We start from the raw sequence: 16,233 nt of genomic DNA on the forward strand, positions 1-16,233 counted from the left end.
AGAGTCGTCAACATCACAATCCAACAAAGGGCATCAACCGAAGTGTTCAATTACTGAACACCGAGGCATAGGTTCCGCTCTGGATCCGTTCACGCAGCGAAGCGAGTTCTTATGCAAACCCCCACAAACATGGCTGTCCCCCTCGCCGCCGAGCTACGACTCCCCACAAGCTGGCTCGACTACACGATCCTCGGCATCTACTTCGTCGTCGTCCTGGGCATCGGCTTCGCCGCCCGCAGATCGGTGAAGACCAGCCTCGACTTCTTTCTCTCCGGACGCTCCCTGCCCGCCTGGATCACCGGTCTCGCCTTCATCTCCGCCAACCTGGCCGCCACCGAGATCCTCGGCATGGCGGCCAACAGCGCGCAGTACGGCGCGTACACCGTTCACTGGTACTGGATCGGCGCCATCCCGGCCATGGTCTTCCTCGGCCTGGTGATGATGCCCTTCTACTACGGCAGCAAGGTCCGCTCGGTTCCCGAGATGCTGCTGCTGCGCTTCGACAAATGGGCACATCTGCTGAGTTCGATCCTGTTCGCCGTCGCGGCCATCCTGATCGCCGGTGTGAACCTCTACTCCCTCGCGCTCGTCGTCGAGGCGCTGCTCGGCTGGCCGCAGTGGGTCGCCATCGTGGTCGCCGGCGCCTTCGTGCTCGCCTACATCACCCTCGGCGGTCTGTCGTCCGCGATCTACAACGAGGTGCTGCAGTTCTTCGTGATCCTCGCGGCCCTCATCCCGATCGTCATCCTGAGCCTGAAGAAGGTCGGCGGCTGGGGCGGCCTGACCGACAAGCTCACCGCGCAGCACGGCGCCAACTTCACCACCGCCTGGGGCGGCACCGGCATCGGCAGCTCCAACCCGCTCGGCGCCAACTGGCTGACGATCGTCCTGGGCCTCGGCTTCGTGCTCTCCTTCGGCTACTGGACGACGAACTTCGCCGAGGTGCAGCGCGCCCTGTCCGCGAAGAACCTCTCCGCCGCCCAGCGCACCCCGCTCATCGCCGCGTACCCGAAGATCTTCATCGTCTTCCTGGTGATGATCCCCGGGCTCGTCGCGGCGGCTCTGGTCCCCGGCTTCGGCACCGCCAAGTCGGGCTACCAGTACAACGACGCCATCCTGTACCTGATGCACGAGCTGCTGCCCAACGGTGTCCTCGGCATCGCGATCACCGGCCTGCTCGCCGCCTTCATGGCCGGCATGGCGGCCAACGTGTCGTCCTTCAACACGGTCTTCACCAACGACATCTGGGGCCGCTACATCGTCAAGGGCCGCGAGGACGAGTACTACGTCCGCTTCGGCCGCCTGATCACCGTGATCGGCGTCTGCGCGTCGATCGGCACGGCGTTCCTGGCCTCGTCGTTCTCGAACATCATGAGCTACCTGCAGACGCTGTTCTCCTTCTTCAACGTGCCGATGTTCGTCGTCTTCATCATCGGCATGTTCTGGAAGCGCGCCTCCACCAGGTCCGGCTTCTGGGGCCTGCTCGCGGGCACCGTCTCCGCGATGGTGAACTACTTCGTGATCTACAAGCAGGGCGTCGTCGACATCCCCTCCGACCAGGGCGCCAACTTCGTCTCGGCCATGGTCGGCTTCGCCGCCGGCGCGATCGTGATGTTCGCCGTGTCCCTGTTCACCAAGCCCAAGCCCGCCGAGGAGCTCCAGGGCCTGGTCTACGGCACCACCTCCCCCGGCATGACCGAGCCCCCCGCCCCCGGCGACGACGCCTGGTACCGCAGGCCGGCCCTGCTGGGCTGGGGCGCGGTGATCATCGCTGCCGCCTGCTACATCCCGTTCTCGCTCTGATCGCGGGAGGATCGAGAGACCATGTCCGAGTTTCCCAGCCCCTCCGAACACCCCGAGCCGCACGCGTACTCCGAGCAGGACGTGCAGCGCGAGGTCTCCGAACTGCAGAAGAAGTCGGCCACCGCGGCCCGCATCTTCGACCTGCGCCGCATCATCGGCGGCCTGTTCGTCCTCTACGGCGTGATCGTCACCATCACCGGCATCACCGACGACCAGGCCGCCATCGACAAGGCCCAGGGCATCAACATCAACCTGTGGACCGGGATCGGGATGCTGCTGCTGGGCCTCTTCTTCCTGGCCTGGCTGAAGCTGCGGCCCACCCCGCCGACGGTCCCCGAGGTCACGCCCGAGGACCTGCCGGACAAGCCCGCCGAGTGACGGCCGCGGGGCCGGAGGCTACGACGCCTCCGGCCCCGCTCCCGTCTCCGGCACCGGGTGCGACAGCGGTCCCGCCCGGTCCAGCAGGCCCGTGCGGGCCGCCAGCGCCGCCGCCTCCAGGCGGGAGCCGACGCCCAGTTTCATCAGGACCCGCTGGACGTGGGTGCGCGCGGTCGACGGGGCGATGCCCATGCCCGCCGCGATCAGCCGGGTGTCCTCGCCGTCGGCGACCCGGACCAGCACCTCGACCTCCCTGGGCGTGAGCATCTGCAGCAGACGCTGGCCCTCGTCGTCGGGCTGGGCGGCGGGGTTGAGCAGCTCACTGAAAGCCCCCTGCAGCAGTTGCGGAGCGACCGCCGCCTCACCCGCCCGGGCCTTCATGATGGCCCGCTCGACGCCCTCGATGCGCTCGTCGTGGCGTACGTAGCCGGAGGCGCCGGCGGCGAAGGCCGCGGCTATCCCGCGCGGACTGGGCACGGGGCCCAGCACCAGCACCGCCACCTGCGGACGCTCCCGCTTGATCCGCACCACCGGGTCGAACATGCCCGGCTCGGCCGGTGTCGCCGTACCCAGCAGGCACACCTCCGGCGCGCGGGTGATCACCAGCTCCGCCGCGCCCGCGGCCGGCGCCGCGGCGGCCAGCACCCGGTGCCCCCGCAGCTTCAGCGCCGAGGCCAGCGCCTCGGCCAGCAGTCGGTGGTCGTCGACCACCATGAGCCGCACTCCCATCGAGCAAACCCCCCACTCACCCCAGTGGATCCCCAGGCATGCCCCACCATGGGTGCCCACCGGTCCGCGCGGACAGGAACCCCCCTCCCGGCTCCCCCGCTCTTCATGCCCCCGGAAGCTACACGCTTGTTCGACGTTGCGCTCCCCCTACCGGTGAGAACTGCCCCGGATCGACGGAATATCTTGTTTTTCTCTCATACGTGGGTGATTCAACTGCGCGTACCGAACGCCAGGGCCAGGTACTTGTCCCCCGCCGACGACGACTTGTCGGCGAACTGCGAGGCCATGAACAGGTGGCCCTGCGAGTAGAGGATCTCGGAGTAGTCCGGTGACATCGTGGTCTCCGCCGAGCGCGCGGGACCGGTCGCCGGGTTCTCCAGCAGCGTCGTCTCCTTGAAGGAGCCACCGTCGATGCTGACGATCTGGCCGCCCTTGTCGTACGGCGGGCGCTTGTACGCGATCAGGTTGCCGTTGTCCATGCGCAGTGGCGTGATCGTGTAGCCGTCGCCGGCGTCGGCGCGCTGGCCGGTCTGCTTGCCGGTGGCCAGGTCGAAGGCGACGACCTCGTTGGTCTGGCTGTACTCCTTGGTGCCGCTGTGCTCCTCGGTCGGCACGTACAGCCGGTCGTTGCCCACGGCGAGACCGGTGCAGCCCTCGATCTTCGTGATGCCGTCGCAGCGGGCCGCGTACTGCTTGCCCGGCGCCGAGATCCGGTTGATCAGCTTGCCGGTCTTGTTGTCGATGGAGTAGAAGTCCGAGATCTCGCTGCCGTCCCCGGCGCTGTCGCCCGCGTCGGCCGCCACGACCAGCGGGTTCGTCGAGACCACGGAGGCGTACTCGATGCCCTTGGCCATCTTGTAGTCCGAGATCACCTTCCCCGTCTGCGGGTCGATGGTCTGGATGTGCAGCAGGCGCTCGCCGTACTGACCGCACTTGAGCACCGCGACCAGCTTCTCGCCGCCGCCGTACCCGGCGTCGTAACAGTTGTCGGTGGCCTTCGGGGCCCACAGCGGCTTGCCGCCGGCGACGTCGAACGCAGCGCCTCCCTGCAGGCCGCCCGCGGCGACCGTGCTCGCGCTGACGGTGACGTTGCTGAACGTGATCGTCCCGCCGGCGCCGTCACCGACCGACTTCGTCCACAGCTTCTTGCCCGCGTCCAGGTCGATCGCCGCGACCTGGCTGCATCCGGCCGACCTGTTCTTCGCCGGCATCCTGGGCTGGAAGAGGACGGCCGTGCGGTGGTCGTCGGTGGTGTGCCGGCTGACCGTGCAGACCGGGCCGGGCAGCTTGATCGTCCACTGCTTGGTGCCCTTGTCGAGGTCGTACGCGCTGATCTGCGCGACGCCGCTCTTGACGTACACCTTGTCGGTCAGCCAGGAGCCGGACACCACGGTGGTGTCGTCGACCTTGGGCGAGGGGAGCTTGTACAGCAGCTTGGATGCGGTGTCGGCGGGCACCTTCTCCTCGCCCTTGCCGTCGACACCGCCCTTGCCGGTGTCACCGCCACCGCCGTCGCCGCCGCCGGTGCCACCGCTGGAGTTCGCGGTCTGGTCCTTCTTGTCGTCGCCACCGGCGGACGCGAAGTACCAGATGCCGCCGACGACGAGCGCGAGCGCGGCGACCGCCGCGACGACGATCAGCGGCGTGTTGTTCTTCCGCCCGCCGGCCTGGGGGTGCGGCGGTACGGGCTGCTGCGGATAGCCGTAACCGGGCTGCTGGCCATAGGGGTTGGGCGGCTGGCCGTACGGAGGCTGCGGCGTGGGGTAGCCGTAGCCGGGCTGCTGCGGGGGCTGGGGGGCCTGGGGGTAGCCGTAGCCCGGCTGCGGGGTGCCGTAGGGCGGCTGCGGCTGCGGCGGGGTCTGCGGGGCGCCGAATCCCGGCTGCTGCGGGGGCGTCTGCGGCGGCTGCTGGCCCTGGGGCGGGCCGAAGCCGGGCTGCTGCGGGGGCTGGTTCGGCGGCTGGTTCGGCGGGGGCGGGGGCTGGGTCATGGCGGGGTACCTCGAGGCGGGGCGGCGGGGCGACGGGGATGTGGGGAGCCGTGGGGCGGCGTCAGTTGCCGAAGGCGAGAATCAGCTTCCCCTTCGAGTCGTCGTTGCCGGCCAGCCTCGTCGAGGAGAGGTAGAAGCGGCCGTCGACCCAGTCGTAGGCCTTGGAGTAGAAGCCGTTCTCCAGGTCGGCCGTGCCCGCCGGGTTGCGCAGCAGCTTCGCCGGCTTGTGGTCCGAGCCGCTCGTCGCGATCGACACGACCTCGCCGCCCGCGTCGTACGACGGCTCGACATAGGCGATGAGCTTGCCGCCCTCCACCTTCATCGGCAGCATCGACTCGTCCGCCGGGGACTTCACGCGCCACTTCTCCTTGCCGCTGGCCAGGTTGATGGCGACGATCTCGTTCGGCCCGGTGGTCGCCTTGGTCGGCAGGTAGAGCGTGTTCGCGTCGGCCGCCACGCCCTCGCAGCCCTGCAGGTCGCGGTCGAGGATCTGCCAGCCGCACTGCGGGGCGAAGTTCTCGTCGAATCCGACCTGGGAGCGGAAGCGCCCCTTGGCGTCGAAGGTGGAGATGTTCCAGGCCTTCTTGTCCTCGTTGGTGCTGTAGACGACGAGCGGGTCGACGGAGTAGGTCCGTGAGACGGTCCAGCCCTTGTCGAACTCCTGCGTCCACCTGACCTTGCCGGTCTTCGGGTCGAGCTCCTGGATCTCCTCGTGCTCGTTCGCCTCGGAGGCGTCGCAGGACGCGACGGAGACCAGCCTGGCGCCGCCCGCGAACGCGGTCGGGAAGCAGGAACTGCCGTACTTCGTCTTCTCGAACAGCTTCTTGCCGCTGTCGACGTCGAATCCCACCCCGGACTGGGCGCGGCCCGCCACCACCGTCTTGCCGGTGATGGACAGCGAGACGTTGATGGTGTTGTCGAACAGCGCGCCGTCGCCGAGCGTGCCGCTCCAGCCCTCCGCGCCGGTGTTCAGGTCGAGTTGCTGGAGCTTGTTGCACTTGGCGCGCTCGCCGGTGCCACTCTCGTACGCCACCACGACCTTGTCGTCGGCCGACTTCTGGGGGGTGACCGAGCAGATCTTCTGCGGGAAGGTCAACGGGCCCCAGGCCGTCGCGCCGTCGGCCACGCCGTAGGCGAAGACCTGCTTGTACGCCGCCTTCACCACCGTCTTGCCGGTGATCCACATGCCCGGGGCGTCGGCACCCGAACCGGGCGTGTCCGGCGGCGACTTGTACCAGAGGACCTTCGCCTCACCGGCCTGGCGGCCCGAGTTGAGGTCCTCGGGGTCGGAGCCCTTCGTACCGCCGGAGCCGCCCGACGTGCCGGACGCGGTGGGCTTGGGGTCGTCGCTCTGCCCGGCGACCGGCTTCTTGCCGTCGTCCCCGCCGCGGGTCACCGCGTACGCGACGCCGCCGATGACGGCCAGGGCGAGGACGGCCGCCACCGCGATCAGCACCGGCCTGCCCTTGCGGGGACCGGTCGGCGGCATTCCGGGGCCGCCCGGGTACTGGGGCTGCGACGGATACCCGTAGCCGGGCTGCGCTCCGTACGGGCCGGGCTGCTGGGGCTGACCGTAGGGGCCAGGTTGGCCGTATGGGTTGGGCTGCGCGTACGGACCGGGCTGCTGGGCGTACGGGCCCGGCTGCTGGGGTGGCTGCGCGGGCGGCTGAGGCGGTGGTGGAGGCTGGGGGTGGCCGTAGCCGGGCTGCGGGGACGACGGGCCCTGCGGCGGCGGGGACTGCGGGGGCGGCGGCGCCCCGAATCCGCCCTCCGGCGGCGGATCCTGCGGCGGCCCGAAACCACCCTGCGGCGGCTGTGTCATCAGCGCTTTCCCCCGTTCGATCACTGATTTCCAGCCACGCCGCGAGGCGCTTGATGAGCCGGAGTCGTACTCAGACAGTTCTCAGACGGCTCTTTCTATCACTCGGCACCGACAACGCACCGGGCCGGCTCGTCCGCTGTTCCCAAGGGACGACCGGCCCGTGATACCGCCGTTACGCCTTCACACGTCCTTCACGCGTCCTCGGCGAGTTCGAGCCAGCGCAGCTCCAGTTCCTCCCGCTGGCCGGCCAAGTCACGCAGTTCCGCGTCCAGTTCCGCCACCTTCGCGAAGTCCGTGGCGTTCTCGGCGATCTGGGCGTGCAGCTTGGTCTCCCGCTCGGAGACCTTGTCCAACTGCCGCTCGATCTTCTGCAGTTCCTTCTTCGCGGCGCGCTGGTCGGCGGAGCTCTTCTCGGCGACGGGCTTGTCCGCGACCGGGGCGGCCGCGGCGACCGCCTCCTCCATCCGCTGCCGTCGCTCCAGGTACTCGTCGATGCCACGCGGCAGCATCCGCAACGTGGCGTCGCCCAGCAGCGCGAAGACGCGGTCGGTGGTGCGCTCGACGAAGAACCGGTCGTGGGAGATGACGATCATCGAGCCGGGCCAGCCGTCGAGGAGGTCCTCCAGCTGGGTCAGGGTCTCGATGTCGAGGTCGTTGGTGGGCTCGTCGAGGAAGAGGACGTTGGGCTCGTCCATGAGCAGCCGCAGCAGCTGGAGCCGGCGGCGCTCACCGCCGGAGAGGTCGCCGACCGGCGTCCACTGCTTCTCCTTGTTGAAGCCGAACGTCTCGCACAGCTGCCCGGCGGTCATCTCGCGTCCCTTGCCGAGGTCGACGCGCTCGCGCACCTGCTGGACGGCCTCCAGCACCCGCAGGTTCGGGTTCAGCTCGGCGACCTCCTGGGAGAGGTAGGCGAGCTTGACGGTCTTGCCCACGCTGACCCGCCCGCCCACGGGCTGTGTCTCGCCCTCCGTGCGGGCCGCCTCCGCCATCGCCCGCAGCAGGGAGGTCTTGCCGGCGCCGTTCACACCGACCAGGCCGATGCGGTCGCCGGGGCCGAGCTGCCAGGTGACGTGCTTGAGCAGCACCTTGGGGCCGGCCTGGACGGTGACGTCCTCCAGGTCGAAGACCGTCTTGCCGAGTCGCGAGGAGGCGAACTTCATCAGCTCGGAGCTGTCCCGGGGCGGCGGTACGTCCTTGATCAGCTCGTTGGCGGCCTCGACGCGGAAGCGCGGCTTGGAGGTGCGCGCGGGTGCCCCGCGGCGCAGCCAGGCCAGCTCCTTGCGGACGAGGTTCTGCCGCTTGGCCTCCTCGGTGGCGGCGATGCGCTCGCGCTCGGCGCGTGCGAAGACGTAGTCCGAGTAGCCGCCCTCGTACTCGTAGACGTCGCCCTTCTGCACGTCCCACATGCGCGTGCACACCTGGTCCAGGAACCAGCGGTCGTGCGTGACGCAGACCAGCGCGGAGCGGCGCTCGCGCAGGTGACGGGCGAGCCAGGCGATGCCCTCGACGTCGAGGTGGTTGGTCGGCTCGTCGAGGACGATCAGGTCCTGTTCCTCGATGAGCAGTTTGGCCAGGGCGATACGGCGGCGCTCACCGCCGGACAGGGGCGCGATGACGGTGTCGAGGCCCTGCGGGAAACCGGGCAGGTCCAGCCCGCCGAACAGCCCGGTGAGCACGTCCCGGATCTTGGAGTTGCCCGCCCACTCGTGGTCGGCCATGTCGCGGATGACCTCGTGCCGCACGGTGGCGTTCGGGTCCAGGGAGTCGTGCTGGGTGAGCACCCCCAGGCGCAGCCCTCCGGAGTGGGTGACGCGCCCGGTGTCGGCCTCCTCGAGCTTGGCCAGCATGCGGATGAGCGTGGTCTTGCCGTCCCCGTTGCGTCCCACGACCCCGATCCGGTCGCCTTCGGAGACGCCGAGGGAGACGCCGTCGAGGAGGGCACGAGTGCCGTACACCTTGCTGACGTTCTCGACATTGACCAGATTGACGGCCATTTCTCTCCTGCCCGGGGGGACGATCAGCCTCCCAGCGTAGGCCCTGTCGCCGGTCTCCCGTCGTCCGCCCGTAGGGCGGGGCCCCGCGGGGCAGGCGGGAGACCGGCGACAGGGCCTCAGCGCGCCGGTGGCTGGCCGATCCCGAGCAGGGTGGCCTGTGGAAAACCGGGATCAGCCTGAGGCGTCCGCGCGGACCTCGGTCAGGAGGTCGTACATCGTCCGGCCGGGGCAGTCGGTCTGGAGCCAGTCGCGGTGGCCGCCGACCGTCGTGACGTTCTTGGTGACGCCGTTGACGGGGTTGGTGTACGTGATCTGCGCCCGCGGGTCGAGGCCCTTGAAGCGGGCGATCACCTTGATCAGGCGGGTCAGCGAGGCTCTCGCGGCGTCCGTGGGGCCTTGGTCGGTCAGGGTGCCGAGGAGGGCGATGCCGAGGTTGCCGGAGTTGTAGCCGGCGGTGTGGAAGGCGGTGACCAGGTCGCCGTCGGTGTTGAAGGCGGGGATGCCGTCGTCGCCGGAGTAGCGGCCCTCGTAGACGTCGCCGGCCTCGTCGATCAGGAAGTGGTAGCCGATGTCGCCCCAGTCAAGGGTGACCGCGTGGTACTCGTAGATCGCGCGCACGGTCGCCGCCGGGTCGGGGTCGTCGTTCGGGGTGTCCGTGTGGTGGACCGTGATCGACTGCAGCGCGTAGTACTTCTCCGGCGAGTTGACCTGCCCGTTCTTGTACCGCTTGGACTCGTCGGCGCCCCAGGCCGGGCGGGACAGATACCGCACGCCACGCACGCGCGTGGGCTGCGAGGGCACCTGGAAGGTGCGGCCCGGCCCGCGGGCGGTGTCGATCGCGAGCGAGCGCACGTCCGTCGTGCCGTCCGCCGCCCTCACCTCGTACGTCTTCGCGTTGCCGGCCGCCACCAGGGCCGTGCCGCCGCCGTCGACGCTCGCGCAGCCGCCGGTGAGCGACTGGAAGCCGGTGTCGCCCGGGAAGCGGATGCCCGCGCCGCCCGGGTCGCCGCTCCAGCGCACGCCGACGTAGGAGGCGGCGAAGGAGGTGGTGGCGGTACCGGTGCCGATGGCGGCGGCCGAGCGGGTCGCCGGGAACGTCTCCGGCGTGGTGGCGGGGTCGCCGCCGGAGGCCGAGCCGGAACCGGAGCCGGGGGCGGAACCGGGGTCGGACTCGGTGGCCGCGAAGACGGCCGGCGTCAGGACGGCGGCGCCGGCCATGGCCACGCCGGCGCCGATCGCGCCCCGGCGTGACAGAGACCGCTTGCGGCGGTGGGTGGGCGCGGAGGCAGGGGTGGGGGGTTCGGACTCGGGCACGAGTGATCCTTCGGCTGTGCAGAGGTCGTCACGCGCAACAGCAAGCGCTTGAAGTATCAACGGACCTTATCCGTCCCACCCACCCCGCCCGTAGCGCGGTCGTGGGACGTTCCTGTGGAGATCGGGCGAAGATCCCCTCGCGGACGCGCCCCTACGCGTGCGTGCCGCCGAGCACCGTCGCGCCCGGTGCCGGACCCGACGTCGTACGCACCGTGCGGCAGGTGCCCGAGGCCTCCAGCGCCTCCGCCACCTTCGCCGCCGACCGCGCGTCTCGGGCGAGGAACGCCGTCGTCGGCCCCGATCCGGAGACGAGCGCGGCGAGGGAGCCGGCGGCGCGGCCCGTGGCCAGGGTGTCGGCGAGCTCCGGGAAGAGCGAGAGGGCGGCGGGCTGCAGGTCGTTGGAGACGGCGGCGGCGAGCGCGTCCGCGTCGCCCTTGGCGAGGGCGTCGAGCAGCTCCTGAGAGGCGACCGGCTCGGGGACGTCGAGGCCCGCCGTGAGCCGGTCGAACTCCCGGAACACGGCCGGCGTCGACAGCCCCCGCCCGGCCATCGCGAACACCCAGTGGAAGGTGCCGCCCACCTCCAGGGCGGTCAGCTGTTCGCCGCGCCCGGTGCCCAGCGCCGCCCCGCCGACCAGGCTGAACGGCACGTCACTGCCCAACTCGGCGCAGATGGCGAGCAGTTCGGCCCGGGAGGCGCCCGCACCCCACAGCGCGTCGCAGGCCAGCAGCGCGCCCGCGCCGTCCGCGCTGCCGCCCGCCATGCCGCCGGCGACCGGGATGTCCTTGGCGATGTGGATGTGCACGGCCGGCTCGATGCCCCGACGTTCGGCGAGCGCGAGCGCGGCCCGCGCGGCGAGGTTCGTACGGTCCAGGGGGACCTGGTCGGCGTCGGCGCCCTCGCAGGTGACGCGCAGTTCCTCGGCCGGCGTCACGGTCACCTCGTCGTAGAGGCCGACCGCGAGGAAGACGTTGGCCAGGTCGTGGAAGCCGTCGGGTCGGGCGGCACCCACCGCGAGCTGCACGTTGACCTTGGCGGGGACGCGGACGGTGACGCTCACTGGGGACGGGGCTCCTTGTGCTCGACGGGCCCGGCGGCGCCGGCCCCCTTGTTCTCCGCGATGCGCGCGAACTCCTCGACGGTGAGCGCCTCGCCGCGCGCCTGCGGCGACACCCCGGCGGCGACCAGGGCCGCCTCCGCCGCCGGGGCCGAACCGGCCCATCCGGCGAGCGCGGCCCGCAGCGTCTTGCGGCGCTGCGCGAAGGCGGCGTCGACCACGGCGAACACCTCGGCCTTGGAGGCGGTGGTCCGGACCGGCTCGGTGCGCCGGGTGAGCGCCACGAGGCCGCTGTCGACGTTCGGCGCGGGCCAGAAGACGTTCCGCCCGATCGCCCCGGCCCGCTTGACCTCGGCGTACCAGTTGGCCTTCACGGACGGCACGCCGTACACCTTCGAACCGGGCCCCGCGGCGAGGCGGTCGGCGACCTCCGACTGGACCATGACCAGGGTGCGTTCGATGGTCGGGAAGGTCTCGAGCATGTGCAGCAGGACCGGGACGGCGACGTTGTACGGCAGGTTCGCCACCAGCGCCGTCGGGGCGGGGCCGGGCAGCTCGGCGACGTGCATCGCGTCGGAGTGGACCAGCGCGAAACTCCCGGCGCGCTCCGGCATGCGGGCCGCGACGGTCGCGGGCAGCGCGGCGGCCAGTACGTCGTCGATCTCCACGGCGATGACGTGCTCGGCGGCCTCCAGCAGCGCGAGCGTCAGCGAGCCGAGCCCGGGGCCGACCTCCACCACCACGTCGTCGGGGCGGACTTCGGCGGTGCGCACGATACGGCGGACCGTGTTCGCGTCGATCACGAAGTTCTGGCCGCGCTGCTTGGTGGGACGCACGCCGAGGGCGGCCGCGAGTTCGCGTACGTCGGCGGGCCCGAGGAGGGCGTCTGGGGCGGGGCTGCTGCTCACGGGACAAGGGTACGGGGGCGTCGGCGCGGCCCCGTCCGCGCGGCTGAGGGCGTCGGCGCGGCCCCGTCCGCGCGGCTGAGGGCGTCGGCGCGGCCCCGTCCGCGCGGCTGAGGGCGTCGGCGCGCTCCCGTCGGCGCGGCTCACCCGTGCAGGCGCGTCCCGCAGTGCGGCCACGGGCTCGTCCCGCGCCGCATGTAGAGCTTCTTCGCCCGCAGCGTCTGCTCCTCCGCCGTGGCGTCCTGCGGCCGCCCGCTGCCGCCGAGGCTGTGCCAGGTGCGGGTGTCGAACTGGTACAGGCCCCCGTACGTCCCCGAAGGGTCGACCGCGTCCGGCCTGCCGCCCGACTCGCACGCCGCCAGCCCGTGCCAGTTCAGGCCGTCCGCCCCGTGCGCGGACGTCGGCAGCGGCTTGGTGCCGACCCGCACGATCTGTCTGCGCGGCTCGCGCACCACGTCGGAGTCGGTCCTGCGCGGCTTCTGCCGGACGCCGTTGACGGTCCGCAGGGCGTAGGTGTCGCGCCGCAGACCCGGCTGCCCGGTCTGCTCGACGACCTCAGTCCCCTTGAACAGCGTGGGGTCGTTCCGGCGTTCCGTCTCGAACGGGATCGGCTCCTCGCGGACCTCCTCGCTGCCCCTCACACGCAGCACGGTCACCGTCTGTCCGTCGCGCGGGAAGCTGTCGCCCGGGACGGACGTCGTGTCCTCGCCGCGCAGGGTGACGCCTGCCTCCTCGACGGCCTCGCGCACGGTCGCCGCGTTCGTGCGTACGGTGCGGGCGCGGCCGTCGGCCATGATCGTCACGGAGCGTTCGGTGCGGACGTCGAGGGCGAGGCCGGCGCGTCCGATGGGCTGGGAGCGCGAGACGGACATGTACGCGCCCTCCGCGCGCACGCCCAGTTGGTCGAGCGCCCCCTGCACGGTGTGCGCCGTCGTCCACATCTCGCGCCGGTGTCCGTCGAGTGTGAGCCGCACGGGGCGCCCGTAGTGCACCGCCACCTCGTCGCCGCTGGCGAGCGCGGTGCCGGGGGCGGGCGCGACCACGTCGTGCTCCCCTACGGCGACGCCCTCCTCCGCGAGGAGTTCCGTCACGTCGTCCGCGAAGGTGTGCAGGGTGCGCGGTTCGCCGTCGACGGTCAGCTCGATCGCCTTGTCGTTGGCGACGAACGCGGAGGTGCCGCCGGCGAGGAAGGCGACGACCAGCGCCTGCGGGAGCAGGCGGCGCACGGAGCTGTCCGAGCGCTCGGCGTACCGGACCTTGCGCCGGCGCGAACCGCGCCCGCCCGCGACGGCGCGCGCGACCTCGTCGGGCGCCCCCTCGTTCACCACGGGCCCCGTCTGACGCGGCAGCGCCGCCTCGTAGGGCTCGCGCGGCGCGTCGACACCGGTTCCGTACGCCTCGTACGCCTCGTACGCGGGCGCGTGCGGACCTCCGTACGCCCCAAGCGCACCGGACACCACCGTCGCCTCCGACACCACATGCGCCGCCGGCAGCGTCCGCGCGCTGTGCGCGTCGAAACCGCGGTCACGGAATCGGTCGTCGCCGAACCCCCCGTCGAATCCCTCGTCGAGGCCGTCTCCGAAGCCGTCGTATCCCGGCGACGGCGGGTACGCCTCGGACGGCGCGGCCGGGCCGTACGCCTCATACGTCTCGTACTGCGAGTTGCTCACGCCGACACGCTCCAGGGGCCGTTGGGTCCAGAGGGGTCCGGATCGGGCCCACAGAACCTAGCGGAGCGACCGTCACTCTCCAAAGCGACGCGGCTACGCACAGTCGTGCGTTAAGGGTCAGTAATCGAAGGCGCGGGCGGTGTTCGCGGCGAGTGCCGTCGCCAGGACGTCCTCGTCGACGCCCCGGACGGCGGCCATGGCGCGCACCGTGACCGGAATGAGATACGGGGCGTTGGGCCGTCCGCGGTACGGCACCGGGGTGAGGAAGGGCGCGTCGGTCTCCACGAGCAGCAGCTCCGCCGGGGCCACCGCCAGGGCGTCGCGCAGGTTCTGGGCGTTCTTGAAGGTGACGTTGCCGGCGAAGGACATGAAGTAGCCGGCGCGGGCGCACGTCTCGGCCATCTCGGCGTCGCCGGAGTAGCAGTGGAAGACGGTGCGCTCGGGGGCGCCCTCCTCCTTCAGCACGCGCAGCACGTCCGCGTGGGCGTCGCGGTCGTGGATGACGAGCGCCTTGCCGTGCCGCTTGGCGATCTCGATGTGGGCGCGGAAGGAGCGCTCCTGCGCCTCCTTGCCCTCGGGTCCGGTGCGGAAGTAGTCGAGGCCGGTCTCGCCGACGCCCTTGACGTGGGGGAGCGCGGCCAGGCGGTCGATCTCGGCGAGCGCCTCGTCGAGCGCCGTGGCGCCCCCCGGTTCACGCGCCCCCTGCCGGGACCAGCCGTCGGGGTCGCCGTGCACGATGCGCGGCGCCTCGTTCGGGTGCAGGGCGACGGCGGCGTGGACGTTCTCGAACTCCTCTGCCGTCCGCGCTGCCCACTGCGAGCCGCGTACGTCGCAGCCGACCTGGACGACGGTGGTCACGCCCACCGACGCGGCCTTGGCCAGCGCCTCCTCCACCGTGCCGGACTGCATGTCGAGGTGGGTGTGGGAGTCGGCGACGGGCACCCTGAGGGGCGCCGGGAGCGGCGGTGCGCTCTGGTCACCGGTCTTCGAGCTGGAGGAAGGCATGCCCCGATCCTACGAAAGGGGCATGCCGTCCCGGCCCCGGGAGCTGTCAGCCCGCCTTGCGCTGGAAGGGGTGCAGGAGATCGGACAGATGCCAGTGGTGGTGCTCCTCCGGCTCCGCGCCGTCGGCGGCCGGCTCCGGCGCCTCCACGGGCCCGGCCTGCGGGGCCTGCCGGTGGGACCGGTGCGCCGCGTCGTGCGCCGCGGAGACCCGCCCCGGCCGCATGATCCGCACGACGTGGGCGTCGCAGTTCTGGCAGGTCGGCCGGGACAGCGGGGAGGGGACGATCCGTCCGTTCGCCACGTACATCACGAACTCGTGGCCGTCGGCGTCGGTGTGGTGCTCTATCTCGTACGACTGCTCCCAGCCGTGCCCGCAGCGCATGCAGGCGAAGGAGTACGACTCATGGACGACCGCGGTGGCCGCGCCGCGCAGGGCGGTCTGTCCTTCGATCTCGCTCATGCCAGCTCCTCTTGTCCGCTGGACAAAGGGACGGGTGCGTCCCTTCATCCAGTGGACGCTTCCGGCGGCGTGATCGCAGCAGGCCTGTCGAGTGTTGGATCCGATTTGGACTTTCCTTGCCATACCACCCCCGCTCACCCCTTGGGGCTTTGCTTTTCACGACAGCCCTTTGCCTGTCCGTGGGGCGCTCGCTCAGGAGAGATGCGCCCTGCTCAGAGGGGGTGTGGCGGACTTCACGAAAGTCTCACGAACCACTCGCCGAAGCGGCGTTCTTCGCGGCCACAACCGCGTCGAAGACCTCCCGTTTCGGCAGGCCCGCCTGGGCCGCGACGGCCGCGATCGCCTCCTTGCGGCGCTCCCCGGCCTCCTCGCGCACGCGCACACGGCGCACGAGCTCCTCGGCGCTCACGTCCTGCGCGCCCCGCTCGGGCGCCCCCTCCACAACCACCGTGATCTCGCCGCGCACCCCCGCGGCCGCCCACTCCGCGAGTTCCGCCAGCGGGCCGCGCCTGACCTCCTCGTACGTCTTGGTCAGTTCCCGGCACACGGCCGCCCGCCGGTCGGCGCCGAACGCCTCCGCCATCGCGGCGAGGGTGTCGTCGAGTCGGTGCGGGGCCTCGAAGTAGACGAGCGTGCGCCGCTCCTCGGCGACCTCCTTCAGGCGCGTCAGCCGTTCCCCCGCCTTGCGCGGCAGGAACCCCTCGAAGCAGAACCGGTCCACGGGAAGCCCCGACAGGGCGAGCGCGGTGAGCACGGCGGACGGGCCCGGCACGGCGGTGACCCGGATGTCCTTCTCCACGGCGGCGGCGACCAGCCGGTAACCGGGGTCGGACACGGAGGGCATGCCGGCGTCGGTGACGAGCAGCACGCGCGCCCCGTTCACCAGTTCCTCGACCAGCTCGGGTGTGCGGGCGGACTCGTTGCCCTCGAAGTACGACACCACGCGCCCCTTGGGCGTGACGCCCAGCGCCTGGGTCAGCCGCCTGAGCCGCCGCGTGTCCTCGGCGGCCACGAGGTCGGCCCCGGCGAGCTCCTGGGCCAGTCGCGGGGGCGCGTCCGCGATGTCGCCGATGGGGGTGCCTGCGAGTACGAGGATTCCGGTCACCTC

General features: G+C 71.4%; 13 protein-coding genes. 2 read left to right on the forward strand and 11 right to left on the reverse strand.

The window, feature by feature from the left end; translation table 11 throughout:
* Positions 1-111 precede the first annotated feature (111 nt).
* A complete protein-coding gene (locus tag FBY22_RS37840; RefSeq protein ID WP_142152700.1) occupies positions 112-1,803 on the forward strand; it encodes a sodium:solute symporter family protein in 1,692 nt (563 codons plus the stop codon).
* Positions 1,804-1,824: 21 nt separating this feature from the next.
* Entirely contained in the window at positions 1,825-2,181 is a 357-nt protein-coding gene (locus FBY22_RS37845) for a hypothetical protein (RefSeq protein ID WP_142152701.1), read from the forward strand.
* Positions 2,182-2,199: 18 nt separating this feature from the next.
* Here FBY22_RS37845 and FBY22_RS37850 read toward each other — a convergent pair whose 3' ends face one another.
* From FBY22_RS37850 to rsmI, 11 genes are all read right to left on the reverse strand, one after another.
* Positions 2,200-2,910: a response regulator transcription factor gene (locus tag FBY22_RS37850; RefSeq protein WP_142152702.1), complete on the reverse strand. Its 711-nt coding sequence runs from the start codon at positions 2,908-2,910 to the stop codon at positions 2,200-2,202.
* Positions 2,911-3,119: 209 nt separating this feature from the next.
* Positions 3,120-4,898, reverse strand: coding sequence for a PQQ-binding-like beta-propeller repeat protein (locus tag FBY22_RS37855; protein ID WP_142152703.1), 1,779 nt, complete (start codon positions 4,896-4,898; stop codon positions 3,120-3,122).
* 61 nt (positions 4,899-4,959) lie between these two features.
* On the reverse strand, positions 4,960-6,720 hold the full coding sequence (locus FBY22_RS37860) for a PQQ-binding-like beta-propeller repeat protein (RefSeq protein WP_142152704.1): 1,761 nt from the start codon (positions 6,718-6,720) through the stop codon (positions 4,960-4,962).
* 191 nt (positions 6,721-6,911) lie between these two features.
* A complete protein-coding gene (locus FBY22_RS37865; protein ID WP_142152705.1) occupies positions 6,912-8,714 on the reverse strand; it encodes an ABC-F family ATP-binding cassette domain-containing protein in 1,803 nt (600 codons plus the stop codon).
* A gap of 171 nt (positions 8,715-8,885) precedes the next feature.
* Positions 8,886-10,028, reverse strand: a complete 1,143-nt coding sequence (locus FBY22_RS37870) for a peptidoglycan recognition family protein (protein WP_313905480.1) — start codon at positions 10,026-10,028, stop codon at positions 8,886-8,888.
* A 151-nt stretch (positions 10,029-10,179) separates the two neighbouring features.
* Entirely contained in the window at positions 10,180-11,088 is a 909-nt protein-coding gene (locus FBY22_RS37875; protein ID WP_142152706.1) for a 4-(cytidine 5'-diphospho)-2-C-methyl-D-erythritol kinase, read from the reverse strand.
* Positions 11,085-11,993 (reverse strand): 16S rRNA (adenine(1518)-N(6)/adenine(1519)-N(6))-dimethyltransferase RsmA, encoded by a 909-nt coding sequence (gene rsmA, locus FBY22_RS37880; protein WP_142152707.1) that lies wholly within the window; start codon positions 11,991-11,993, stop codon positions 11,085-11,087. Before rsmA ends, FBY22_RS37875 begins: the two co-directional genes overlap by 4 nt.
* A 140-nt stretch (positions 11,994-12,133) precedes the next feature.
* Positions 12,134-13,660, reverse strand: coding sequence for a resuscitation-promoting factor (locus tag FBY22_RS37885; RefSeq protein WP_313905481.1), 1,527 nt, complete (start codon positions 13,658-13,660; stop codon positions 12,134-12,136).
* A gap of 117 nt (positions 13,661-13,777) precedes the next feature.
* On the reverse strand, positions 13,778-14,665 hold the full coding sequence (locus FBY22_RS37890) for a TatD family hydrolase (RefSeq protein ID WP_142152708.1): 888 nt from the start codon (positions 14,663-14,665) through the stop codon (positions 13,778-13,780).
* 46 nt (positions 14,666-14,711) lie between these two features.
* Positions 14,712-15,125, reverse strand: a complete 414-nt coding sequence (locus FBY22_RS37895; RefSeq protein ID WP_142152709.1) for a hypothetical protein — start codon at positions 15,123-15,125, stop codon at positions 14,712-14,714.
* 244 nt (positions 15,126-15,369) lie between these two features.
* Positions 15,370-16,230, reverse strand: a complete 861-nt coding sequence (gene rsmI / locus FBY22_RS37900; protein WP_142152710.1) for a 16S rRNA (cytidine(1402)-2'-O)-methyltransferase — start codon at positions 16,228-16,230, stop codon at positions 15,370-15,372.
* Positions 16,231-16,233 lie beyond the last annotated feature (3 nt).

Origin of the sequence: Streptomyces sp. SLBN-31 (genome assembly GCF_006715395.1) — a bacterium.
In the GTDB taxonomy this organism is placed as follows: Bacteria; Actinomycetota; Actinomycetes; order Streptomycetales; family Streptomycetaceae; genus Streptomyces.

What these genes read in the sequence shown, in the direction of transcription:
- FBY22_RS37840 (WP_142152700.1), top strand. Translation starts at nt 112, where the DNA reads ATGCAAACCCCCACAAACATGGCTGTCCCCCTCGCCGCCGAGCTACGA.
- FBY22_RS37845 (WP_142152701.1), top strand. Translation starts at nt 1,825, where the DNA reads ATGTCCGAGTTTCCCAGCCCCTCCGAACACCCCGAGCCGCACGCGTAC.
- FBY22_RS37850 (WP_142152702.1), bottom strand. Translation starts at nt 2,910, where the DNA reads ATGGGAGTGCGGCTCATGGTGGTCGACGACCACCGACTGCTGGCCGAG.
- FBY22_RS37855 (WP_142152703.1), bottom strand. Translation starts at nt 4,898, where the DNA reads ATGACCCAGCCCCCGCCCCCGCCGAACCAGCCGCCGAACCAGCCCCCG.
- FBY22_RS37860 (WP_142152704.1), bottom strand. Translation starts at nt 6,720, where the DNA reads ATGACACAGCCGCCGCAGGGTGGTTTCGGGCCGCCGCAGGATCCGCCG.
- FBY22_RS37865 (WP_142152705.1), bottom strand. Translation starts at nt 8,714, where the DNA reads ATGGCCGTCAATCTGGTCAATGTCGAGAACGTCAGCAAGGTGTACGGC.
- FBY22_RS37890 (WP_142152708.1), bottom strand. Translation starts at nt 14,665, where the DNA reads ATGCCTTCCTCCAGCTCGAAGACCGGTGACCAGAGCGCACCGCCGCTC.
- FBY22_RS37895 (WP_142152709.1), bottom strand. Translation starts at nt 15,125, where the DNA reads ATGAGCGAGATCGAAGGACAGACCGCCCTGCGCGGCGCGGCCACCGCG.